Annotated in this window: 33 protein-coding genes; 1 reads left to right on the top strand and 32 read right to left on the bottom strand. The window is 68.1% G+C overall.

All coding sequences use genetic code 11. The features are described 5' to 3' along the window. Positions 1–31 precede the first annotated feature (31 nt). The 21 genes from F9C12_RS37635 to F9C12_RS37535 form a co-directional block, all read right to left on the bottom strand. Entirely contained in the window at positions 32–520 is a 489-nt protein-coding gene (locus F9C12_RS37635; RefSeq protein WP_409186494.1) for a hypothetical protein, read from the bottom strand. 14 nt (positions 521–534) lie between these two features. Beyond that, on the bottom strand, positions 535–1,092 hold the full coding sequence (locus F9C12_RS37630; protein ID WP_409186493.1) for a hypothetical protein: 558 nt from the start codon (positions 1,090–1,092) through the stop codon (positions 535–537). Between the two features lie 138 nt (positions 1,093–1,230). After that, positions 1,231–1,665 (bottom strand): hypothetical protein, encoded by a 435-nt coding sequence (locus F9C12_RS37625; protein ID WP_409186492.1) that lies wholly within the window; start codon positions 1,663–1,665, stop codon positions 1,231–1,233. A 2-nt stretch (positions 1,666–1,667) separates the two neighbouring features. Then, positions 1,668–1,979, bottom strand: a complete 312-nt coding sequence (locus F9C12_RS37620; protein ID WP_409186491.1) for an HK97 gp10 family phage protein — start codon at positions 1,977–1,979, stop codon at positions 1,668–1,670. 2 nt (positions 1,980–1,981) lie between these two features. Next, positions 1,982–2,308 carry a hypothetical protein gene (locus F9C12_RS37615; RefSeq protein WP_409186490.1) on the bottom strand — a complete coding sequence of 109 codons (327 nt, stop codon included), beginning with the start codon at positions 2,306–2,308 and terminating at the stop codon, positions 1,982–1,984. A gap of 13 nt (positions 2,309–2,321) precedes the next feature. Beyond that, positions 2,322–2,615, bottom strand: a complete 294-nt coding sequence (locus tag F9C12_RS37610) for a hypothetical protein (RefSeq protein ID WP_409186489.1) — start codon at positions 2,613–2,615, stop codon at positions 2,322–2,324. Next, the gene (locus F9C12_RS37605; RefSeq protein ID WP_409186488.1) at positions 2,590–2,886 is read right to left on the bottom strand and encodes a hypothetical protein; all 297 of its coding nucleotides are present in this window, start codon (positions 2,884–2,886) and stop codon (positions 2,590–2,592) included. The genes F9C12_RS37610 and F9C12_RS37605 overlap by 26 nt, the downstream gene beginning before the upstream one ends. A gap of 10 nt (positions 2,887–2,896) precedes the next feature. Next, a complete protein-coding gene (locus tag F9C12_RS37600; RefSeq protein ID WP_409186487.1) occupies positions 2,897–3,295 on the bottom strand; it encodes a Gp19/Gp15/Gp42 family protein in 399 nt (132 codons plus the stop codon). Positions 3,296–3,298: 3 nt separating this feature from the next. After that, on the bottom strand, positions 3,299–3,652 hold the full coding sequence (locus tag F9C12_RS37595) for a hypothetical protein (protein WP_409186486.1): 354 nt from the start codon (positions 3,650–3,652) through the stop codon (positions 3,299–3,301). A gap of 12 nt (positions 3,653–3,664) precedes the next feature. Beyond that, the gene (locus F9C12_RS37590; RefSeq protein WP_409186485.1) at positions 3,665–4,687 is read right to left on the bottom strand and encodes a major capsid protein; all 1,023 of its coding nucleotides are present in this window, start codon (positions 4,685–4,687) and stop codon (positions 3,665–3,667) included. Between the two features lie 14 nt (positions 4,688–4,701). Continuing rightward, positions 4,702–5,106, bottom strand: a complete 405-nt coding sequence (locus F9C12_RS37585) for a head decoration protein (RefSeq protein ID WP_409186484.1) — start codon at positions 5,104–5,106, stop codon at positions 4,702–4,704. A gap of 16 nt (positions 5,107–5,122) precedes the next feature. Continuing rightward, on the bottom strand, positions 5,123–5,869 hold the full coding sequence (locus tag F9C12_RS37580) for a hypothetical protein (protein ID WP_409463594.1): 747 nt from the start codon (positions 5,867–5,869) through the stop codon (positions 5,123–5,125). A gap of 66 nt (positions 5,870–5,935) precedes the next feature. Then, positions 5,936–6,964: a hypothetical protein gene (locus F9C12_RS37575; RefSeq protein WP_409186482.1), complete on the bottom strand. Its 1,029-nt coding sequence runs from the start codon at positions 6,962–6,964 to the stop codon at positions 5,936–5,938. Then, positions 6,942–8,414, bottom strand: a complete 1,473-nt coding sequence (locus F9C12_RS37570) for a phage portal protein (protein WP_409186481.1) — start codon at positions 8,412–8,414, stop codon at positions 6,942–6,944. The genes F9C12_RS37575 and F9C12_RS37570 overlap by 23 nt, the downstream gene beginning before the upstream one ends. Then, entirely contained in the window at positions 8,411–10,213 is a 1,803-nt protein-coding gene (locus F9C12_RS37565) for a terminase large subunit (RefSeq protein ID WP_409186480.1), read from the bottom strand. Before F9C12_RS37565 ends, F9C12_RS37570 begins: the two co-directional genes overlap by 4 nt. After that, the gene (locus tag F9C12_RS37560; RefSeq protein ID WP_409463593.1) at positions 10,185–10,667 is read right to left on the bottom strand and encodes a phage terminase small subunit P27 family; all 483 of its coding nucleotides are present in this window, start codon (positions 10,665–10,667) and stop codon (positions 10,185–10,187) included. Before F9C12_RS37560 ends, F9C12_RS37565 begins: the two co-directional genes overlap by 29 nt. A 26-nt stretch (positions 10,668–10,693) precedes the next feature. Next, positions 10,694–11,113 carry a hypothetical protein gene (locus tag F9C12_RS37555; protein ID WP_409463592.1) on the bottom strand — a complete coding sequence of 140 codons (420 nt, stop codon included), beginning with the start codon at positions 11,111–11,113 and terminating at the stop codon, positions 10,694–10,696. Positions 11,114–11,436: 323 nt separating this feature from the next. Beyond that, positions 11,437–11,688, bottom strand: coding sequence for a hypothetical protein (locus tag F9C12_RS37550; RefSeq protein ID WP_409186477.1), 252 nt, complete (start codon positions 11,686–11,688; stop codon positions 11,437–11,439). 407 nt (positions 11,689–12,095) lie between these two features. Then, positions 12,096–12,347, bottom strand: coding sequence for a hypothetical protein (locus F9C12_RS37545; RefSeq protein WP_409186476.1), 252 nt, complete (start codon positions 12,345–12,347; stop codon positions 12,096–12,098). A gap of 380 nt (positions 12,348–12,727) precedes the next feature. Further along, complete coding sequence (locus F9C12_RS37540; protein ID WP_409186475.1) at positions 12,728–13,276, bottom strand: hypothetical protein; 549 nt, start codon at positions 13,274–13,276, stop codon at positions 12,728–12,730. 2 nt (positions 13,277–13,278) lie between these two features. Beyond that, positions 13,279–13,674, bottom strand: a complete 396-nt coding sequence (locus F9C12_RS37535; protein WP_409186474.1) for a hypothetical protein — start codon at positions 13,672–13,674, stop codon at positions 13,279–13,281. Positions 13,675–13,851: 177 nt separating this feature from the next. Between F9C12_RS37535 and F9C12_RS37530 the strand changes: the two genes are divergently transcribed. Next, positions 13,852–14,451 (top strand): GNAT family N-acetyltransferase, encoded by a 600-nt coding sequence (locus tag F9C12_RS37530; RefSeq protein ID WP_409186473.1) that lies wholly within the window; start codon positions 13,852–13,854, stop codon positions 14,449–14,451. 3 nt (positions 14,452–14,454) lie between these two features. Here the strand turns inward: F9C12_RS37530 and F9C12_RS37525 are convergent, their stop codons facing one another. The 11 genes from F9C12_RS37525 to F9C12_RS37475 form a co-directional block, all read right to left on the bottom strand. After that, the gene (locus tag F9C12_RS37525) at positions 14,455–14,826 is read right to left on the bottom strand and encodes a hypothetical protein (protein WP_409186472.1); all 372 of its coding nucleotides are present in this window, start codon (positions 14,824–14,826) and stop codon (positions 14,455–14,457) included. Between the two features lie 54 nt (positions 14,827–14,880). Continuing rightward, complete coding sequence (locus F9C12_RS37520; RefSeq protein WP_409186471.1) at positions 14,881–15,423, bottom strand: DUF6221 family protein; 543 nt, start codon at positions 15,421–15,423, stop codon at positions 14,881–14,883. After that, positions 15,423–15,959: a hypothetical protein gene (locus F9C12_RS37515; RefSeq protein ID WP_409186470.1), complete on the bottom strand. Its 537-nt coding sequence runs from the start codon at positions 15,957–15,959 to the stop codon at positions 15,423–15,425. The genes F9C12_RS37520 and F9C12_RS37515 overlap by 1 nt, the downstream gene beginning before the upstream one ends. Positions 15,960–16,023: 64 nt before the next feature. Beyond that, positions 16,024–16,635 carry a hypothetical protein gene (locus tag F9C12_RS37510; RefSeq protein WP_409186469.1) on the bottom strand — a complete coding sequence of 204 codons (612 nt, stop codon included), beginning with the start codon at positions 16,633–16,635 and terminating at the stop codon, positions 16,024–16,026. After that, a complete protein-coding gene (locus F9C12_RS37505; protein WP_409463591.1) occupies positions 16,628–17,725 on the bottom strand; it encodes a hypothetical protein in 1,098 nt (365 codons plus the stop codon). The genes F9C12_RS37510 and F9C12_RS37505 overlap by 8 nt, the downstream gene beginning before the upstream one ends. 13 nt (positions 17,726–17,738) lie before the next feature. After that, entirely contained in the window at positions 17,739–17,942 is a 204-nt protein-coding gene (locus F9C12_RS37500) for a hypothetical protein (RefSeq protein WP_409463590.1), read from the bottom strand. Continuing rightward, on the bottom strand, positions 17,935–18,120 hold the full coding sequence (locus tag F9C12_RS37495; RefSeq protein ID WP_409186466.1) for a hypothetical protein: 186 nt from the start codon (positions 18,118–18,120) through the stop codon (positions 17,935–17,937). Before F9C12_RS37495 ends, F9C12_RS37500 begins: the two co-directional genes overlap by 8 nt. Next, positions 18,113–18,277, bottom strand: a complete 165-nt coding sequence (locus tag F9C12_RS37490; RefSeq protein ID WP_409186465.1) for a hypothetical protein — start codon at positions 18,275–18,277, stop codon at positions 18,113–18,115. The genes F9C12_RS37495 and F9C12_RS37490 overlap by 8 nt, the downstream gene beginning before the upstream one ends. After that, positions 18,274–18,516 (bottom strand): hypothetical protein, encoded by a 243-nt coding sequence (locus F9C12_RS37485; RefSeq protein ID WP_409186464.1) that lies wholly within the window; start codon positions 18,514–18,516, stop codon positions 18,274–18,276. Before F9C12_RS37485 ends, F9C12_RS37490 begins: the two co-directional genes overlap by 4 nt. Next, positions 18,509–19,516 carry a hypothetical protein gene (locus tag F9C12_RS37480; RefSeq protein WP_409186463.1) on the bottom strand — a complete coding sequence of 336 codons (1,008 nt, stop codon included), beginning with the start codon at positions 19,514–19,516 and terminating at the stop codon, positions 18,509–18,511. The genes F9C12_RS37485 and F9C12_RS37480 overlap by 8 nt, the downstream gene beginning before the upstream one ends. Then, on the bottom strand, positions 19,509–19,733 hold the full coding sequence (locus F9C12_RS37475) for a hypothetical protein (protein ID WP_409186462.1): 225 nt from the start codon (positions 19,731–19,733) through the stop codon (positions 19,509–19,511). The genes F9C12_RS37480 and F9C12_RS37475 overlap by 8 nt, the downstream gene beginning before the upstream one ends. Between the last annotated feature and the right edge of the window lie 5 nt (positions 19,734–19,738).

Here is a 19,738-nt window from a genome sequence, read left to right as displayed (position 1 = left end):
ACGGCGTCCCACCACGGTCCGGCGACCGCGGTCAGGACGCCGAGGATTCCCCCACCGCATCCTCAGCGGGACCGGCTGAGCCTGCTGCTGCTTCGGCAGCGCGGTGTTTCGGCGTGTACTCCGGATCGCCGGACAGCGCGAAGTCCAGCATTGCCAGCACGAACGCGTTCTCTTCTTCTCCCGTCAGCGGGCTGCGCTGCCGTCGGAACGCGTCCCTGAACGCCTCGTCCTGATCTGGGTCAACGAGAAGCGCAGCGATTGCGCCGAGAATGTCGCCCTGCTCGCGTGCCTCGGTGTACGCAGCGAGCTGCTCGCCGGTTGCCGAGCGGACGATGTCGAACGGTTCTCCGTCGAGCCGGAGCCGCCGGGTGCCGATCAGGCCACGCTTCGCGAGCCAGTCGTTGAGGTCAAGTTCCTGGTCCGCGGCGGACTCACGCACAAGCGGGTTCGGCTTGGGCTTCGTCGTGCGGCCGGTGGTTTTGCGAGTGGTGGTGGTCTTGCGGGGGGCGCCCTGCGTCATGCTTCAGCTCCTGTTCAGGCGAGCGGGTTGGAAGAGGTGAACTTGCGGATGGACTTGCCGCCGGAGTCAGGGACGAGGTCGATGACCTCCAGGTCCCAGCCTTCGAGGTCTTCACCATCCATCGTTTCCGGCGGCTTGTTCGCGAGTTCGGACTTCTCCAGGTAGAAGCCCTTCCACTCGGTGCCATCCTTGACCCGGAAGATCAGCGCGAAAGTCTCGTCCTTGCCTTCGACCCACTCCCAGATCCCCGATCCAGTCGCGGTTTCGACGATCGACCCGCCGTTGAGCAAAGTCAGCGCGGTGGCCTTCGAGACGTCAACCGGACGGAACTTGATCGTCTCGGTTTTGACGCCCTTCTTCTGCCGGTAGGTGCCTTCCTTGTTCCAGATCGTGAGGTTGGTGTTGTCCTGCGACGGTTCCCGACTGAAACCGGCCTTGATGCCGCCGAACGCATCCCAACCGGGCAGCGCGGTCGCGAAAATGTCTGCCGGGAGCGGGGTTCCGGCGGGCGCGCGGAAAGCGTCGCCGTCCAGCCACAAGCGCGAATCGCTCGGGCTCGCGTAGTCGGACATTCGTCCTCCTGCTGTAGTCCCGCACGTCGCGGGGTCTGGGTAAGGAAAAGGGGCACCCTGCAAGAGGTTCCGGGGCAGTTCGCGAAGAAAGGCCCGACCCGCCGCGCAGGGCGCCCCACCCCAACGGCGGGCCGGGGGTCAGTGGGCGTGGATCGTCAGTTCGGCACGCACCTGCACACCGAACACTGGCATCGCGGTACCGCGGGTCTTGTCGATCGGCATCTCCATCGGGCCGTCCGTGACCCGCGCCGAGTACCGCACCTGGTCGTAGCTGGCGTTCCGGACGGTCGCGAACACCGCGGCCGCGCGGGCAGCGATGTCCCACGCCGCCGTGAGCGGTTCCTTCCCGGCGAACCGGATCGACGCGCACCCATTGAGCGCGAGGTCGCCGCGGTATGCACCGGCGGCCGCGTTGATCGGCGTGACGGACGTCAGCATCACCGCGAACGGCTTGGTGACGTCCGCAGGCGCGGCCGACGCCAAGCCGCCGGGCACGAGCGCAGCGAATGCCGAGTCAGCGAGCAGCAGAGCGCGGGCCAGTCCGGCGAGGTGCGGCAGGACGGGAGCGGTCACGATCACCTCCGCGGCTGGTATCCGGTGTAGCGGCCGTACGCCTTCGCTGCGTTGGTGAGCACCGCGTGCGCCGGGGTGTCGCTCGTCCCGTATTCCTTGTAGAAGCTGTCCTTGTCTCTGTCCACAAGCGACACTTGGTCACCGGAGACCTCAACGCCGATGCCGTCCCGGTATTCGCCGGTCAGCACCGGGGCCGCAGCTTGCGCGTCCCCAGCTGCCATGTGCGCGATCTCGACCCGTCCCGGAGTGGACAAGCGGCGCGCCTCGGCGACCGCTTGGTCCGGGTAGACCGTTACGCGGAACGACGCAGCCATGGCTACAGGCTGAACGCGGCGACGGTGAACCCGGCCGCCGACGGGGTCGCGATCAGCGTCGAACCGTAGTAGTTCACCGGCCAACCACCGATCACGCCGACCTGGTTCGCGGTGAACGTATAGCTCCTCGGCGTGACGGCCTGGCCGTCGACCTTGTCAGCGAACGCCACGGTGACGGTGCCGCCACCGGCCGGAGCGGTGATGCGGAGCCACAGCTTCCCGCCGTTGACGAACGAGTTGCCGTTGACGTTGTCCATCGCGGTCGGCGTCGGGTCCGTGAGCACGGACTTGTAACCCACCGGGGACACGGTTTTCGCGGTTGCGGCCATCGCCACACCCCTCCTACTGCTGCATGTCGGATACGAGCCGCGCGGACGCGGCGAGGAATTGCGGGCGGTGATTAGGGCGGCGCGCGACGTCGCCCTCAATCGCGTACTGCCGGCCGGACTCGTCGATCACGATCGTGGCCGAGGTGAGCGGCTTGTCCGGCGGAACCAGCACCGTCCACGCGGACACCACCGTCGTCTGCTGACCGGCGATCTCCGTCTGCGAACCCAGGTCCGCCACGCTCTTCTGAGACAGCCGCGCCGGGGAAACCGTGTCGACCGGATCAGGCGGAACTTCCGCCCCCGTCACCGGATCCACGGTTCCCGGACCGATTCCCGGATTTCGGAGCGTCACCTGCTGCGGGTACTTCGGGGGCATTCGAGGTCGCCTCCTCGTCCTGCCCGGACGACTCCGGGACGTCGTCGCCCTGTGCGGGCGGTTCCGCGGTGAGCGTGCCGTCGGCCAAGCCGTTCTCGGCGAACACGGAACCGGCCGCGGTGTAGTACTGGCGGCCGTCGGTGCCGTACAGCTCGACCGTGGTCGGCTCGATCACGATGTCGCCGGTGTGTTCTTCGGACATTCGGTTGGTCCTATCCGGGATGAACGGAGAACGCCTTGCCGCGCTGGTGACTCGCGTCCTGCTCGGTCGGGGTAAGCAGCTCGATCTGGCCGGCGGTCAGGTCTAGGTTCGCGGCGGTGGCGTCCTGGAAAACGATCGTGTACTCGGGATGCGCCTCCGACTTGACGCCTCGCTTCACCTCGACGGCTTGCGAGACGACATCGACGCACACACCCTCGGCGAGATCCGGCTCGATCGAACCGTCGGCGATGCCGGCGTCGAGGTCCGCGCCGACGCCGCGCAGGCGCTTGCGCATGATCGCGGAGACGTAGCGGAGCAACGCCTCGGCTTTCGCGGTCTCGGCGGCATTGAAGTCGACGAGGAGGACGGTGGCCACGTCAGCGGCCGTGGCGTACGACGTGGCCACCATGCGTCACTCCCCGGTCTTCTTCGCGTGTTCCGCGCGGTATTCGTCGACCGCCTTGACGATGTCGTCCCGGGTCGCGTCCGCCGGGATCTCCTCGAACCAGCCGAGCTTCTCGGCGTAGTCGCGCCACGCCTCGACACTGGACCCCTTGCCGGACCGCGGCGGTTCGACGAGGTCGTCCTCGCCGCCTCCGCCATCACCGCATGCGGCCGTTTCCGCCGAGTCTTCGGAGTCGGCCCACGCCTTCGGGTTCGTGATCGCCGAGCGCGCCCAGCCGGGCAGCTCGTCGCCGGGCCCGAAAACGCTGATCTGCCCGGCCTCGTCGGCCACGTGCACGTAAGTGCGCAGCTGGTTTCCCATGCTCGCCACCACCTACGCGACGTCCGCGACGAACGACAGGTCCGGGTTGATCAGCAGCGGCAGGCCGATTGCCGCTGCCTTGGTCCACACCGCGACCGGGTCCTTCGTCGAGTACGCGCCGCCGACAACACCCGGAGCGTTCTCGGTGCCGGCGAGACCGTACTCGGGCTCCAGGGACTCTGCAGTGGTGCCCCACTGAGTTTCGCCGAGCTGCGACGACCCGCCCGGCGACGGCAGCAGCAGAACCTTGTCATCGGCGATGACACGCTGCGCGGTGTTGTTCACCGACACCTGCGCGTCGTACAGCTCGATCGGCGGCAGGCCGAACGCGCGCAGCACGTTCATCAGCGCGTCCTGCGTCACGATGGCCGGCTGGTTCGCGCCCGGATAGACCAGGTTGCGCACCTGCCCGTTCTGCATCAGCAGCGCGAGCACCCGGTCGGAGGTGACCATGACGCCCGGCTGCTCGCCGTTCGACGCGACGAACGTCTTCTTCCACGACATCAGATCGGTGATCGGCGTCGCGGCCGGATCAGTCCACAACGTTGCCGCGGTGACCGTGTGGCTGCCCTTCCGGCCGAAGTCGACCGTGAAGTTCGCCAGCCCGTTTTCGTTGATCGTGACGGTGCCGTTGACGAGCGCGGCCGCGCGCGCCAACTCCATCCGGGCCGACAGCGACCGGGTCATCGTCAGCGCGTCGTTCAGGATCGAGTCCCGGATCCGGGTGTCCAGCTTCCGGGTGCGGAGCCGGTCGTACTCGCCGAGCCGGATCTTCCGCGACAGCGGCGGCAGCTCACCGGAGATCCGGGTGATCCCCTGGCGGGCACCGATCGGAGACTCCGTGTCGTACGACCGGAACTCACCCGCCTCAACGAGGCCAGCACCGCCGCGGACCGCGCGGAAGTCGATGTCGTCGACGATGTTGTTCGGCAAGTACCGGGACAGCGTGAACTGGTTGACCTGCAGATCAGCGAACGCCTGGCGGACGTACCCCGTCAGCTCGATCGGGGTGATGTAGTCGGTGTTGAGCAGCATCTATTTCACCCCTCTCAGACGTAGATGATCTGGCCCTTGACGTCGGCCTTGCCGTTGGCGTCGACCGCCCCGGCACCCGACGAGAACGGCAGTTTGGCGGTGCGGACGCGGCCGTGCTCGTAGAGCGCGGCCCCGACCGGAGTCGACGTGCTCGCGGGCACCTTCACACCGGTGAACAGATGCCCGACGAGGGTCTGCCGACCGTCGGTCTGCGTGTCGTCGTACGGGCCGTACTTACTGCTGGCCGTGATCAGGCCGAGCGCGGTCCCGGACGGGATGTAGCCGTTCGGGTAGTGGGTTCCGGCCGTGAACTTCGAGACGTCCAGGGTGATCGTGCGCGTCGATTCGGTGCCGTGCGCCGACCCCAGCCAGGACTGGTCGTCCTGCTGGAACGCCTCAGTCTTGATGCTGAGGTCCATGATTCCCCTTCCGGGATCAGGTGTTCTGAGTGTTCTGGTAGGGCGACTTGTAGAGCGCCGCACCGGCCGCCAACGTCGGCGTGACGGGCGTCGCGAGCGTGCCCTGGCCCGGCAGCGGCGCGGGTGCCGTCGCGGCGACACCGGCCTTCGTGAGCAGTTCCTGCACGGACGCGGCCTGTGCCTTCAAGGCGGCCTCGTCGGCCGCGGTCAGCAGGTGCAGGTGCGTCGCCGGGATCCCGTGGTCAGTCGCGGCCTTGAGCCGGAGTCGCTCCGTGCTCTCGGTCACGAGCTTCTGCTCCAGTTCGGCGACCTTGGCCTGTGCCTTCTGCAGGTCGTTCATCCCCGCCTGCTCGAACTCGGCTACCTTCTGGTTCGACGCGGCGAGATCGCGCTCGAGCTGCGCAACCCGATCCCGTTCGGCCTGCAACGCGCGCAGCCCAGCTTCGCCAAGCGGCTGATCCGCGGGGTTCGCCGGAGGCGTCGCGCCTCCGGTCGCCGCGGGCGGTGTCGTCGGCGGGCCGGCGGGCGGCGTGCCTGGTGCCGGGGTTCCGGCGGCGGGCGGGGCGGGTGCGGGCGGCGTGGGCGTCCCCGTCGCGGGTGGCGCCGCCGACGGAGCAGCCGGTTGGCTGCCGCCGGGGATCGGGTCGGACGCACCCATGACCGGCCACACAGGACGGCCTCCGACGATGCCGACAGCGCGCAGCGGATCGCCCGTCCGCGGGTCGACGATGCTCGGGTGGGTGGGCAGGGTGTTCGTGCGCATCGCGCGGTCCTCCGATGGGTCGTCCTCGCGCGTCGCGCGTCGAGGATGCGCCCTGCACGTCGCGTGTCAGAGCAGGTAGGCGAAGCGCCGCAGCTGGCGCAGCACTTCCGCCCGGTCCCAGCCGAATTCGTCGGCCAGGCGGTAGATCTCGTCCGGCATCAGCCGGGGAGCTTTAGTCCGCCAGTAGCGGCTGCCGCGGTCGCCGGTCCGGACTGTGCGGCGGAGCTCGCTGTCCGCTCGCTTCCGGAACCGGCCGTCCTCGAGGACTTCGTAACCGCCGAACACGGCTCGGCGCGTCGTGCCGACGGTGCTGACCTGGACTTCGCGGCCGTAGGCCATGCCGTTGGTGACGCCCTCGCGGACGTTGACGACCTGCGAGATATCCGCGCCGTCGCGGATCGCTTGTGCGCCCGCGGCGGTGAACACCCTGTCCTGGTCCTGTGTGGACAGCGACCGGAAGTAGTCCTTCGGGTCGACCGTCCAGTTCTTCGCCGGTTCCTCGGCGGCGGGCACCATGCGACAGTCGCATCGCGGGTGGCGCTGGAACGCCGACACCCGGTAGCGGCGGCCGGCGAGGACCGCGCACCGGGCGCAGGTGACGCCGTTCAGCACGCGCACGTAGTGGAGTGCGCCTTGCGACCACATCGCGGTGCCGATCGCGGCCCGGCCCGTGTCGCGGATGCCGGATAGGACGATCGACGTCGCGACCAGTTGCGCACGCCGCTGCGCCTCGACGACACCGAGGCTGCGGTTCGCTGCTCGTGTCGAGATCGGCGCGTAGATCAGGTTCCGCATCCACGAGCCGCCGCCGTCGGTGAGGTCGGCGAACCCTGCCGCGTTCACCTCGACGGCGCCCGCGGCAGGCCCCACGCCTTGGACTTGCAGCGCTTTGGCGACGTAGGCGTCCGCGACCCCGGCCACGTCGGTCTGAAGTTGCAGCAGCCGCGGCGCGATGTTCGCGATGGCGTCACGCCACGCTTCGGGAGACGTCGTGCTGCGAGTCGCGTCGGCCAGCGCTGCGAGTGCGTCACGGGTGGCGTTGTCGGTGACCGCCCCGTACCGGTTCGCGAGGTCAGAAAGCGGGGACGGGAGCACTGGGCACCGCCGGGTTCACGCCAGCACCGCCGCCGACGTCGAGGTTGCGGAGGTCGTCCGCGCTCTGGACGAACGTGGTCCGGTTCAGGCCCATGCGTTCGCGGAGACGCTTCTGCCGCTGGGGCGAGAAACTGAGGATGTCCCACGCTTCTTCGGCATCGAAAATCCCGCCCTGCACGCCCTTCACTGCCGCGTCCATCGCGGACGCAATCGTCGGCATCGCCGCGGACTTCCACTTCGGCGTCATCCCCGCGATCGCCTGCGGCTCGTTACCCATGATCGCCCAGGAAATCTGCGCCGCGCGGCGGGCAGAACCGCCGTACCAAGTGTGGTGCGCCTCGGTGCGCAGGATCAGCCGCTCCAGCGAATACATGATCGACTCTGCGCTCGGCGGATTGTCTGAGCTGTAGCCCATCATTGCTGGCGGCATCCCGTACTTCGACGCCGTGAACTGCGCGAGCACTTTCAGGCTCTCGTGGAAGTTCCGCAGGTCCGACGCGGAGAACTGGCCGATCTGCACCGGCAACGGGTTGTCGTTCCGGTTGTCGCGCTTCGGATGAGGAACCGCCCAGACGTCGCCCATGGCGACCTTCCACAGCGGGACCTGCTGGCCGTTCTCGTCGACAAAGTCCTTCGCCGACACACCTACCGCGTATTTCCGACTGACCGCGTGGTGCTCGCCGGCGGCCATCATGTTGGTCGCGAACTGGTTCGCGGCGTCCACGAGCGGTTTCAACGCGAACAGGTCAGATCGTCCTTCGCCGCGACGGGGCTTCGTGAGAATCGGAACGAACGGCACCGACGGCAGGCTCATGTCGTTCGCGATCGTCGCCGACCACTCTTCGAGTTTTCTCGACGACTCCACTTCGCCGTTCACGAACTCGTAAACCATGCCGCGGCCGAATCGGCGATCGGTGGCGCCCGGCCACCCCGGCAGATACAGCGCTCCGTAGAGCACCCGCGAGCTATCGCTCTGTTCCTCGTGCCAAAGCTTCAGACCGGCGATCGGCTGCCTGGTCCGCGGATCCAGCTCCACCGCGACCTGGTCGGCGTACTCAGTCGTCAGCATCGGCATCCCGCCGGGACCGTCCGGCCCGACCATGAAGAAATGCTCGCCGCCGGTGCTCGCCGCTTCCCACGCCTCCGGCGACTGCGTCGGCATGTCGTTCGCCGCCCACCACTTTCCGAGGTCGTCAACCGATTCCTCGTTGGTGAGCAGAAAATCCTCGAGCTTCATCCGCTCGACCACGGTCTCGACGACCAGCTCCGGCCACGGAAGCAGCAGCGGCGGGAACCGGTCGTCCTGCTCGGCGAGGATCCGCGCCACGTAGATGAGCGGCTGCTCGAGATCCATGTACTTCCACCAGTCGATTGCCTTTTCCCACTGGTGGCTGGTCTTCGCGGCGAGCCGGTCGTACCACTGCTTCGGGGTGAGGTCGGAGAGCTTCACGCGGTCCTCCCTCGGCTCGACACCACGATCTGGGCCTTCTGCGGCTCTTCGTCCACGAGCGGTTTGCGGAGCATCGCGTTGCACGCCATCGCCGCGGCGGGCACGCCGTCAATTCGTTTCCCGACCTTGCCGCGCTCCGGCTTGTCCGGCCGGATCAGATCCGGGTTATACGGTGCTTTTCGCACCTCGACGGAGTCGAAGCAGAACTCCGCGACCGGGTTCCCGTGGTGCAGGAACCGGTCCGTCTTCACCAGCGCCATCAGCTCGTTCATCCCGAGCGTCATCGACTGGAAGTCGTTCTTGTACGCCTCTATCTCCCACAGCCCGGTGTCCTGCTCGATCCGCTGGATCACCGGCGCCGACGACCACACGTCACAGTCCGCGGCCTGCAGGTCGAAGTCGTTCGCGTCCTCGAGGACGTCGCCGTAGATCTGCTCGTAGTCGACGACCGGGCCTGGAGTCGCGACGATCCAACCCTCTTTGACCCAGCGCGAAAACTTGTCGTCGTTCTTCTTGTCCAGCTCCTTCAGCGCGGATTCCGGGAGCCAGAACCGCCACAGCGCGTGGATCCATCGGCCTTCGGGGATCAGCGTGCACCACGCGGTCAGGTCCGAACGGGCCGCGAGGTCGAACCCCGCCCACGCCGGTTTACCGACGAGCCGGTCGCGGTGGTAGTCCGGCCGGAGCCAGATGTCGTTGGCGTCGCCGCCACACGCGCGGTACTGGTGCATCGGCATCCAGCGGAACTTCTGCGCGACCCTTTGGTTCACCTGGAACTGCCGGAACCCGTTTTCCTTCGCCGGATCGTTCTTCGCGTCCAACGCCTGCCGGCGCAGCGCGTCCCGCGACTTGAACTGGTCGAGCGCCGGGTTCGGCCACTTCCAGTTCCGCTCGTCGAACGGGTCCGTGCTGACCGGGAGGTGCGGGTGGCCGGGGAACGTCGCGCGCAACCGCTCGAGGTCGTCGTTGCTGTGCGGGAGCTTCCGAACGAAGCTGAAGACGTGCGGCGCCCGACTCGGGTCCTCCTGCGTCTTCTCCGCCTCGTCGATCAGGTCCGCGCCGAACGAGCTGTCGTCGTCGGTCTCGGTCGTCGTGGCATACATCAGTTCCTGCAACCGCGCGCCGGCCGCCGTGGTCATCGCTTCCCACATCGACCCGTCCGGCTGGGACAACACCTCGTCGAGGTTGAACGCGTGCGGGTTGTGCCCGAGTTCGCCCTCGGCGTCCGCGGTGAGGATCTCGTAGTGCGACCCGGACAGTTCGTCGACAAGCCGGCGCGCGTTCTTGATGTGCTTGAGCCGCTTGGAAAGCCTCGGCGACAGCTGAACCATCCGCAGCGCGGGCTCGAACACCTTCCCGGCCTGCTTGGTGTCCTTGGCCGCGCAGTAGATCTCGGCGGATTCTTCGTCGTCGCCGACGAGCATGTACAGCTGGATCGCCGCCGCGATCTCGGACTTGCCGTTCTTGCGGGCGACAACGATGTAGGCGATGCGGTAGCGGCGCGCGTAGGTATTCCACTCGCTCGACCACTGCACTTCGCCGAACAGCGGCCGGATGATCTCGTATTCCTGCCAGTCGAGCAGCAGGAACGGGGTGCGCTTCAGCGGTCCTTTGACGTGGACCAGCATCCGCGCGAAGAACGTGACGACGCGGTCGGCGCGCGGTTCGCAGTAGTGCGCACCGTTTTTCGGGCAGCGCTTGCCGCGGAACGTGTACCCGCACACGGGGCCGCTGTCGTCGTCCGGGCGCCAGCGGGCGTCGAGGTCGTAGTCAGCCGGTGAGGAGGTCGTCGTCTGCATCGTGGGACGCCTCCCCGATGGACAGGCCTGCTCTGTCGCTCGGGGTGAGCCCGAAGCGGGCGGCGTACTTCTGCATCTGGGCGTCCGCAGCGTCGAGGATCTGCTGCCACGGGTTCTTCCCGAGTCGGTAGCCGGTCTGCTCGCCGTTCTTGTTGAACACCGGCAGCTCGATCACTTCGCCGTGGGTCTGCACCTGCTTCGAGGCGTGGCGGCGGCGGACGACGGCGTCGCACCAGGCCGCGAACGCTTCGCAGTCCCAGGCGGTGAGCACGTCCTTCGCTTTCAGGTCGGGGGCGAGGTGCTGCCAGACCTCGACGGCCTGCTCGCCGAGCCACGACGGCGGCTCGACGGTCAACTCCGACGGCTTCGGCGTGTTGGCGTTGATGCGGTCCTTGCGGTCGCCGTGCAGGACAGCGAGCTGGGTCGGCTTCTTCGGGCGGCCAGTGGTGCCCACGGCGGTCACCTCCCGGCGGTCTGCGGTCAAGGGAGGTCGCGGGGCAGGCTGGCGAACAGCTCGCCGTAGATGTAGGCCAGCTGCTCTTCCCGCTCGCCGCAGTCGTCGCCGAGCCGGACGTCGCGGTCCACATTCATCCGGTAGATCTGCGCGGAGGCGTGCACCAGCTCGTGCGCCACGATCTCCGGACTGACATGCCCCTCGGCGAGGCGCAGGATCCCGGCGTAGCCATTCGCCGGCCACCGTCCGACCCAGGCTTCGCCATCGTGGCGTTCCCGGTAGGCGACGGGCTGGAAGCAGCCCAGGCAGCCGTCCCAGTACGCGGTCCCGTGCCACGGTGCTGTGCGGATCGCGGCGGCGCGGAAGTGGTCGAGGTCCGGGTGGACGACGACCCAGCACCAGCGGCGCGGGCCGATCCGATCGGTGGCGATCGAGAAGCGCTTCATCGAGGATGCCCTCCGCGTCCTGCCAGTGCGCTGGCCTGGGCCGAGGGCTGTACCGGGCTCTGTCCGGCACCCGATCATGACGAGGTGGCCGAGCATCGGGCGCGTGGAACCCGAGAAGCTGCCCGGCCGCGGGGCTCACCCACGCCAGCCAAGGGGTGGTTCGATGGTCGTCCGGCGACGTTGATCGTCAGCCGGTTACGACGGCCCCGGAGTTTTGTCGGCGCGCGATCCGCCCTTGCCCGGGGCGAATGTGGCGTTGACCGGGGGGGTGGGGGCTGCCCCCGGGGTGGTTGATCATGCACATGTTGATCACTTTTTGATCTTCATGTGATCGACTTCTGATGATCGACAACGCTGGTGGTGGTGCCTGCCCGTGCCCTGCCCTGCTCGGCCTTGCCGACTGGTCGCGTGATGATCTCGTACGCGGCACCGTGCTGGTCGACCGCGTGCAGGATGTCGTCGCCCTGGTCGTCGCAGCTGGGCGTGTAGCCGGTCACGCGGTAGGTGATCGTGTTGGCTTCGCCGGTCTCGCGGTTGATCGTGACCATCGCGAGGTGTCCGTCGGTGGTGATCACTGTCGGCTCCTCGGTCAGCGTGCTGCTTTGCGTCCGTTGCAGGATCGGCAGAGGACGGTGAGTGGTCCGTCGGGTGGGCCGCGTCGTGCGACGGGGGTGACGTGGTCGGCGGTGAGGTCGTGGCTTGGGTGGGCTGGGACGCGGTAGCCGGGACAGATCCAGCCGTGCTCGGCGACGTGGGCTTTGACTGCGGCGCGTCGGCGGTTGATCTCGGTCCAGTCGCGGTCGCGGTTGGTGGGGCTGGTGCGTGTTCGGTGGCGTTGGTCTTGCTGGGTGTGGCGTTGGCAGGGGCCGCGGTGTCCGGGTGTGGCGGATGGTTGGGGGCAGCCTGGTCGTGTGCAGGTCCATGTCGGCACGGGGTGGGTCCGTTCCGAAGGGGGTGGGGGTTCCTGGAATCGGCCAGGGGGTCAGGCTTCCCGGTCGGCGCGGCGGATGAGTTCGGCAGCGAGGAGGCGGGCGTCGTCTGGGCTGAGCAGGATCAGCACCTGCCGCCCGGCGCGTTCGCGGGCATGGATGCCGACGTGCTCCTCGTGGTCGATCACGCCGACGAACGCGCCGGCCATGGCGGCGTCGGGGTACATCGTCTCGGTCTCGCCGGTCGGACCGAGGGCCACAGGTTCGCGGAAGGCTGGCGGCTGGACGTGCAGGGCGCTGGGCATGGGGCGAACTCCGTTCGGGGCGGGAGTGTCGCGGTGGTGGTGGGAGCTACTGCTCGACCGACCCACTGATCCGCATGATGGCTGATCATTGCGTTCGCGCTGGTCGAGCGCAATCACCCGGTTTGATGATCCTTCGCCGGGCGCAGGTCGGGTCGGGCGTGGGGCGCATCGCGTGCGCGTGTGTACGCGCGGGCGTGTGTGCGTGCGCGACCCAGAAACTCAACCACCTCAGGAACGGAACAGAACCACTTCCCCTACCACTACCACTAGGGGTTCGCCGAATCCTTCCGTCGGGTGATGCCGGGAGAGGGTTCGGCGAAGGGTTCGCCATACCCTGCGCGTAGGGTTCGCGAAGGGTTCGACACCACAACATGTTGTGGTCAGGCTCGCCCGTTCGAAGGATTCCCGGAAGGGTTCGGCAAAGGGTACGGCGAACCCTCCACACAGCCCGACTGGCTCGGGTGCGCGGCCCACACCGCGACGTCGATGTCAGCGAACCTCATGTCCAACAACGCCATCCGGTGACGTGCCGCGCGCAGGTGCTCCACCTCGAGCGGACGCCGCTGATACCCCCGTGCGGCCCGCTTCTTCGTCGCCCGCCGAGGCGTGACGCCGAGCGCACGACTCCACTCGCCGGACCGCGGGTCGAACAGCACCTCCGGACGCGCATGCAGAACTTCGTTCCGCTCCTCGTCGAGCGCCGTCATCGCGTCGTTGAGCCACGCCAGAACCTCAGCACGTGCCTCGCTCGTCGGCCAGCGATCCAGCTCAGCCCGCGCCCTCTCGACGTACTGGCTCACCAGCAACCCCGGCTCCAGGTTCATCGTGATCACCATGCTGAGCTGGATCACAGCGTCCTCGAGATGCATCGCATCCCAGGTGAACCGGCCAAGCTCGAGGAGGACTTCGTCGCCCGCTTCGTAGGCCACGGCTAGCGCACGCTGCAGGTAGCCGTGCTGCTGGCCGAGAGCCCGCTCGTCCCGGCTGCGGGCAGCGCGCCGTCTTCGGCGACGACCTTCCCGGAGGCGTCCTTTACCACGCACGACGCGCCGTTCGGCAGCGTCGACTCGACGGTCAGAGTGAAGCTGCCGGCGTGGATGGTTTGCGTCGCGGCACCCGTGCTGACGTCGATGCTGCCCGCGCCGGTTCCGCTGTCGTTCCAGTTGGCGGAGATGTTGCCGCGGACGGTGACCTGGTAGTCAGTGGGCGCGGGGTCGCTGTTCGCGCGGACGAGCCAGATGACGCCGGCGACCGCGGCGAGGACGACGACGGCGATGAGCGCGATGGCGGGTTTGGTGAGTGCGGGTCTGCCTGCGGCTTGTGTCATGGCGGGGTTCCCCCTCGACTGAGTCTGGGGGTTGAGTCGCACCCGCGCCTATGGCTGTTACCGGGGTGTCCGGATTGTGATGGGGTGTCGGGCCCGCCTCGGGGTGGAGCGGGCCCGACTCACCCGACCGTAGAACATGTGTTCGACTCCGGGCAAGCTGTGGGGCATACTCCGATCGTGCACGACCAGTCCGACGCCCCACCTGTATCGCGCCTTGACCTGCCCATACGCCCAGCGTTGCGGCACGAGTGCTGTCTGAATGGGCACCGGCTCGACATCGCGGGCCGGAACGCGTCGTTCAACCCGAACCTGTGGGAGCACCACCATTCGTGCAACGTCTGCTCGGACCTGCACCTGCCGCGCACGAGCTGGCTCGAAGTCGATCTCACGCTCGCGCACGAGCAGGTCGGGAACGGCCGGTCACGGCTGCGATTGGTGGCGCGCCCGCCGTCGACCGCGGCCGGCGTCGGGCAGATCGCGCTCGAGGTGCGCGGCGAACCGGTCGGCGATGTGGACGTTCAGCTGTGCGCGGTGGACCGGCTCGGCGTGATCGAGCAGGTGCGGGTCGATGAGGACTGTCGTCGGCGGGGCGTGGGGTCGCTGCTCGTGGCGGCGGCGTTGTCGCGCGGGCCGGGCTATGGGTGGTCGACGACGGTGCTGGATCGCACGCCGCGGGCGCGGGCGTTCTGGGCTGCGTTGCGAACCGACGTGCCGATTCGGCTGGGCGAGCCGCAGTATTGCGGGCACATGCTGGACGCGAGCGCCAGGGATGCGTAGCCGCTACCGGTAGTTCCAGTCCCGGTTGTACTCAGGATGGGTGCACCATGCTCGGGCGAGGAGGAACGGGAGCCGGGTGTAGAGCGGGTCGGGTTGGTCGTGGTGCCAGCGGTTGGCTCGCCACACTTCGATGAGTTCGCGGCGGCCGTCGAGGTCCCGGATTCCTTCGGGGACGGATGCGGTGCGTCTGGCTTCGTTGATGCGGTCGATGGTGAAGCGGGCGGCTGCGGCGAGATCGTCGTCGGGGTGGTCCGATTCTGGTGGCTCACCTTGGCCGTCAGGGCTGGTCACGCTGCGGTTGCTGGGGAGCGTGAGTCCTTGTCGGAATACAGCGTCGGAGAGCGCTCGGCGTGCCGCGTCGTTTTGATCGTCCACCGGGCTGAGCCTGCCAGTCGTCCCGGTGGACATGCATCGACTCAAGGTGTGAACCTACGGCCGCCACTCCTCGCGGTAGTCCGGGTGATCGGCGTACGGCAGGGCCAGCAGGAGCAGTGTCGGGCACGGCCACTTGACGGTGTTGATGCAGTCCGTCCCCGCGAGCGCGCCTGCGCACGAGCACGTCTTGCAGTCCGGGAGATAGTCGCTGTCGGGCGAGTGCAGGTCGATGATCCGTCGTTTGGCGTCGATCTCGGCTGCGCGACGACGCCACATCCCCGGCGGGGTCCACTCGCGACGGGTGCCGTCCGGGCGCAGGCGGCGCCAGTAGCGTTCCTCGGTGTAGTCGAACCGCTCGAACGCATCCAGGTCGACGCTGGTCGTGTTCAGCTCCCAGCCCCCGCCCTCCGGCGGGTCGTCGACCTCGCGCCACGCCTTCCGCTGGCCCTCCAGGGTCTTGTATTCGTAGGCCGGGTGCGCATTCCGCTGGTGCAGCTCGTCGTCGCTGAGCCCGGCATACGGGTTCTCCAGGTGCGGTTCGATCTCGGCCTGCTCGTCGGTGACGCGGGCGCGGAGGAACGCGATCAGGTCATCCATCAGGGAAGCTTCCTCTCTGAAAGTCCGATGATGCCGAAGTCCAGCGCCTCGATCCACTCAGCCGGGCAGTTCCGGCAGCCAGTGCGCCCGCAGTGCCATCCGTCCTCGCGGCGCTCCCAAGCGATCGTGCCATCACGATGGAGGTACTGCGTGCCGACGGGCGGCTCCGGCGGGTTGTCCGGAAAGAACTCGGAGGCGTCCTTGAGCCGTTTCTCGGCGGCTTCGGCCCGGCCCCGCCAATACGCGACCTCCTGCTCGAGCTGGCTCGCCGCGACCGACACTGTGCCGCCGGTGCCGCGCTTCGCGAGTGCGGCGTTGCGGGCGTCGTTCGATCCTCCGTCGACCGGGACGCACAGGTCCGCGATCCAGCTCAGTTCGCCGCCGTCCGGCTGGACGATGTGGACAGTCGGCCGGTCGGCGTAGGCATACACGTAGCCAGTGGCGTGGACACCGCTGCCGGTGGCGTAGCGGGCCTCGACCCGCTGGCCGTCGGTGACCCACTTCGAGTAGTCGTTCACGCTCGATTCATCAGTCACGTCTGGGGCTCCTTGCCGGTGAGTGTCAGGCTGATCTCGGCCTCGGCGCCCTCGATGCGGAGTTTCACCGGTCCTCCTGGCGCAGGGTGTAGGTGGCGCGCTGGCGGTGGTCGATGACGACGATCTGGTGCTGGCGCAGGTCGGCGGCGATTCGCCGGATCACGGCGAGGTCCGAGACGTGCGGGCTGGTGAGCAGAACACCCGGCTCCTGGTGGGTCTGCGGGCCGTCTGGGAGCCGGCGCGCGGACATCAGCGTCACCGTCTGCACCGAGACGCTGTGCGCGCGGGCGCGGCGCAACGCCTGCTCAACCTCGCCGTGCTCGTGCACCGCAGCATCCGGGCTGTAGCCCTCGCGCAGTCCCATCGCGACAGTCACCGCACTGGTGGGTCCGACGACGATCCGCCTGGTCCATCCGCGGCGGCGGAAGAACGCCACCAACCCGCCGTGCACAGGGATCGACGGGGTGCCGTGGGTGACACTGGGGTGCCGGTACAGCACCATGCCGCGCACCCGGCCGTCGTCGCCCGGAACGACAGCCGCCGTCACCGGCACCCCGTTGCACGCCTCGGCGAGGCTGCCGAGGACGTCCTCGACGGTCAGGGGCCTGGCGGGTGCCAGCAGGCCGGCAATCCAGTCGCCGTCAATGGTCGCGCCCGCCTGGTACAAATCAGCCACGGCTGTCCTCCTCGCCGCGGAGGATGCGGGCGATCCGGCGTTCGTCGTCCGTGCCACCGCACGCGGCAAGGGCCTTTCCGATGCGGGCCTGCAACTGGTCCCGCTCGGCAGCGTTCTTGTCGCGTTCCTCGATCAGTACCTGAGTGGCACAGAACTCCCGAGCGCGTTCAACGATCGGCAGCGCGCTGTCGGCCGCCGGCTGGTGTTCCACCACCTGACCGAGTTCGGAGATCGGGATCGGCTTCCCTGCGTTCGGGTTCGGGATCATGATTGGTGCGAGGCGTTCCAACGCCGCCTGCATCTCCGGTGTGTGTTCGACCGTGCCCGCGACCTCCCACGGGCGCGGCAGCTGCTGCTTGTTGCGGAGCGCCCGCTCGGTGGCCTCGACGAAGTCCTCGCGGTGTTCCACCGCCTGACCGAAGTGGACGGGGCATTCGGGGTTGGGTTCCATCATGCTGCCCGGCTCAGTCGCGTCGTAGTGCTTGGTCCACAGCGATTCGGGGGTGACGAAGCACGAACACTCGCGGTGTTCCACCACCTGACCGTGAGCGTCGGCGAGCCGCTCGCGGATCACCTCGGCCAGCCGCGAGTACGGCTCGCCTGCCGCGAGCTTCATCCCGAGCGCGGCCTCGATCTCCTCCAGAGCGGCTTCTTTGCCCTTGAGCGCGGCGACCACCGTCCGGTAGGCATCCAGCGCCACCACGTCCTCGCGGGGTTCCGCAGGGGCGGCAGCGGTCCACGAGACATCGCATTCGTCGCCCCGTTGGCAGTGGCCGAGAGTCAGGCACGACGCGCACGGTCGCTCAACCGAGCCGGCAGCGGGGCGGTCGAGTATGACGTCGATCTTTTCCAGCGTCTCCAGCGCGCTGGTCTGGTTCGCCTTGTCCAGCTGGCCGAATTCGACGATCACCTCGCGGATCTCGTTGAGCTTGTCGGTGTAGCTCATCGGGTCTCCAGCGGGTACGAGCTTCACGGCGTCGGCGGGCAGCTCGTCACTGGCCTTGACCGGGTAGTAGTCCGGGCAGAAGTAGCCGTCGTCGTCCTTCTCCCACAACGCCTTTTCGCTCGCGCTCCACCACAGTTCGGGCACGCGGAGTGTCTGGTCACTCATCGTCGGGGCACTCCTTGATCTCGTCGGCCAGCTCGATCAGGAAGATCGCGTCGTTCCGGGTCCACCGGTCGTCTTCTGCCAGCACATGCAGCACGGCGGCGACGTCGCGGCGAGCGCACTTCCCCCCGTCGGCCGTCGGTGCGGACATCGCTGAATCGACAGCCGTTTTCACGAGCAGATCGGCAAGCTCACTCATGGTCGGGGCTCCCCTCGGGGCCGCCGCGAAGGTCGTTCCAGACCTCGCGGGTCAGCGGTGTTTCGGTGTACCGCTTGGTGTCGATGTGCACCCACGCGTCGAGACCGAGACCGCACCGGCAGAAGCCGGGGTCGCGCTCATCCGCGTCACTGGGATGACGTCCGGTGTAGTCAGCCATGGTCGGGGCTCCCCTCACGGCCGCCATTCAGGTAGTGCACGCGCTGCGCCGCCTCCTCTTCGGATCTGTGGTCGGTGGCCGGGGCAAACGACCCGTCCGGCCGGTAGAACCCGACCGTCCACAAGCCGGTCTCGAAACTCTCGTAGATCCACGTCATTGCTCGTGGCTCCCCTCACGGACACGGCGGGCGCGGGTGTCGACGGCTGGCGCGTAGGCGTGGGGCCGCGCGTAACTGGGCAGGAACGCGGGCGCGATCCGGGTCAGGCCGCGGTCGTTCTGGTTGCACTGCATCCAGCCGTGGAGCCCGATGCTGAACTGCTCGAACCGTCCAGTCGGTGTGCGCCGGTACGGCGGGTTGCCCGTGAGGTAGCGGTAGAACGTGAAGCCGTCAGCCACGGCTGTCCTCCTCGTCTTCCGGTTCGTCGATGTCGGGGTCCATGTCGTAGGCGGACCGCTCGGCGTCCACTTCCGCGGCGGCGGTTTCCTGCGCCTCGGCGAGACGTTCCTCGGTGGCGTCGCACTCGCGGGCCCACGCATCAGCGGCAGCCAGGGACGGCTGGTCGGTCTCCGTGGTGGTGCGCTCGACGACCTCGCGGATGCGATCGAAGTACACCGGCGGATTCGTGATCCAACGCTTCATCCGGATGCCCGTGGTCACCGGTATCACTTCGTACGCCTCGGCGATCACGGCGCGGATCTCGTCGAGCTTCGCCCGGTCGGCGTCACGCTCAGTGCAAGCTTGCTTGCACAACTCCAGGGCCTGAGCGAGCCGTTCTTCCGCCAGCTTCGCGCGGCGCTGGTGGTCGCCCCGATGCCCGATCCGATCGGATTCGCCGAGCACTACCGCGAGCGCTTCCCTGCGCACGCTGGCCGCGTCCTGGCCGCCTTCGAGCAGCACCACACGGACCTGATCAAGGCGGTCCTCGACGGCCTTCTTCCGCTCCGCGAGCAGCGCCACCTCTCCGGCCAGCCCCATGCCCGCGCCGTCCTCGACGTTCGGGCCGAGCGCATCGTCGAGGATTCGATCGACGTTGAACCGGATCTTCTCGGCGTCCCGCAGCTTCGCCTCCGCGGCATCGGCGCGGCGAGCCTGGTCGTTCTCCTGCAGCGTCCACTCTTCGAGCTGCGCCTTGACGTCCCGCAGCTCCGCCGCCGCGGCATCAGCGCGGGCGCGTTCCTGGCGCAGGTTTTCCTCCCATGTGCCCATGAACTCGGCAGCCTCGGCACGGCTACGCCGGTAGATGTCCTTCGCCGCTTCCCACCACGACGAGGCACGCTTCTCGGCTTGTTCGAGGTCGATCTCGTAGAGGTGGATGAGATGGCGGAGCACATCCGCGCGTGCCGTTTCCTGGCCCGCATTCGGCCGCTCGCTGGCGTTCTCGGTCTGGTCAGGCATCGGGCTTCTCCTCGCTGTCGGACGCTCCCAGGAACGTGTCGAGCCGCTCGCCGAGCTGCTCATCGTTCAGCGGCTCGCCCGGGACCCAGCCACGGCGGGCGAACGCTGACCGGGCGAGGTCAAGAAACGCCTCGGCCTGCTCCCGGGATTTCCCGGTGCCGTCGGAGATCGCGGCTAGCGCCTTCTCTCGTGGGCTGGGCTCTGTCGATTCAGGCATTTGGT

The organism is Amycolatopsis sp. GA6-003 (assembly GCF_046267895.1).
Lineage (GTDB): Bacteria > Actinomycetota > Actinomycetes > Mycobacteriales > Pseudonocardiaceae > Amycolatopsis.
Note: the sequence above shows the minus strand (reverse complement) of the source record. Positions and strands in the feature narration are given on the sequence as shown.

Excerpts from the sequence above, each read along its gene's own strand:
- F9C12_RS37635 (WP_409186494.1), bottom strand. The coding sequence starts at position 520 with ATGACGCAGGGCGCCCCCCGCAAGACCACCACCACTCGCAAAACCACC.
- F9C12_RS37630 (WP_409186493.1), bottom strand. The coding sequence starts at position 1,092 with ATGTCCGACTACGCGAGCCCGAGCGATTCGCGCTTGTGGCTGGACGGC.
- F9C12_RS37620 (WP_409186491.1), bottom strand. The coding sequence starts at position 1,979 with ATGGCTGCGTCGTTCCGCGTAACGGTCTACCCGGACCAAGCGGTCGCC.
- F9C12_RS37615 (WP_409186490.1), bottom strand. The coding sequence starts at position 2,308 with ATGGCCGCAACCGCGAAAACCGTGTCCCCGGTGGGTTACAAGTCCGTG.
- F9C12_RS37605 (WP_409186488.1), bottom strand. The coding sequence starts at position 2,886 with ATGTCCGAAGAACACACCGGCGACATCGTGATCGAGCCGACCACGGTC.
- F9C12_RS37600 (WP_409186487.1), bottom strand. The coding sequence starts at position 3,295 with ATGGTGGCCACGTCGTACGCCACGGCCGCTGACGTGGCCACCGTCCTC.
- F9C12_RS37595 (WP_409186486.1), bottom strand. The coding sequence starts at position 3,652 with ATGGGAAACCAGCTGCGCACTTACGTGCACGTGGCCGACGAGGCCGGG.
- F9C12_RS37590 (WP_409186485.1), bottom strand. The coding sequence starts at position 4,687 with ATGCTGCTCAACACCGACTACATCACCCCGATCGAGCTGACGGGGTAC.
- F9C12_RS37585 (WP_409186484.1), bottom strand. The coding sequence starts at position 5,106 with ATGGACCTCAGCATCAAGACTGAGGCGTTCCAGCAGGACGACCAGTCC.
- F9C12_RS37580 (WP_409463594.1), bottom strand. The coding sequence starts at position 5,869 with ATGCGCACGAACACCCTGCCCACCCACCCGAGCATCGTCGACCCGCGG.
- F9C12_RS37565 (WP_409186480.1), bottom strand. The coding sequence starts at position 10,213 with ATGCAGACGACGACCTCCTCACCGGCTGACTACGACCTCGACGCCCGC.
- F9C12_RS37555 (WP_409463592.1), bottom strand. The coding sequence starts at position 11,113 with ATGAAGCGCTTCTCGATCGCCACCGATCGGATCGGCCCGCGCCGCTGG.
- F9C12_RS37545 (WP_409186476.1), bottom strand. The coding sequence starts at position 12,347 with ATGCCCAGCGCCCTGCACGTCCAGCCGCCAGCCTTCCGCGAACCTGTG.
- F9C12_RS37535 (WP_409186474.1), bottom strand. The coding sequence starts at position 13,674 with ATGACACAAGCCGCAGGCAGACCCGCACTCACCAAACCCGCCATCGCG.
- F9C12_RS37520 (WP_409186471.1), bottom strand. The coding sequence starts at position 15,423 with ATGGATGACCTGATCGCGTTCCTCCGCGCCCGCGTCACCGACGAGCAG.
- F9C12_RS37500 (WP_409463590.1), bottom strand. The coding sequence starts at position 17,942 with ATGAGTGAGCTTGCCGATCTGCTCGTGAAAACGGCTGTCGATTCAGCG.
- F9C12_RS37495 (WP_409186466.1), bottom strand. The coding sequence starts at position 18,120 with ATGGCTGACTACACCGGACGTCATCCCAGTGACGCGGATGAGCGCGAC.
- F9C12_RS37490 (WP_409186465.1), bottom strand. The coding sequence starts at position 18,277 with ATGACGTGGATCTACGAGAGTTTCGAGACCGGCTTGTGGACGGTCGGG.
- F9C12_RS37480 (WP_409186463.1), bottom strand. The coding sequence starts at position 19,516 with ATGCCTGACCAGACCGAGAACGCCAGCGAGCGGCCGAATGCGGGCCAG.
- F9C12_RS37475 (WP_409186462.1), bottom strand. The coding sequence starts at position 19,733 with ATGCCTGAATCGACAGAGCCCAGCCCACGAGAGAAGGCGCTAGCCGCG.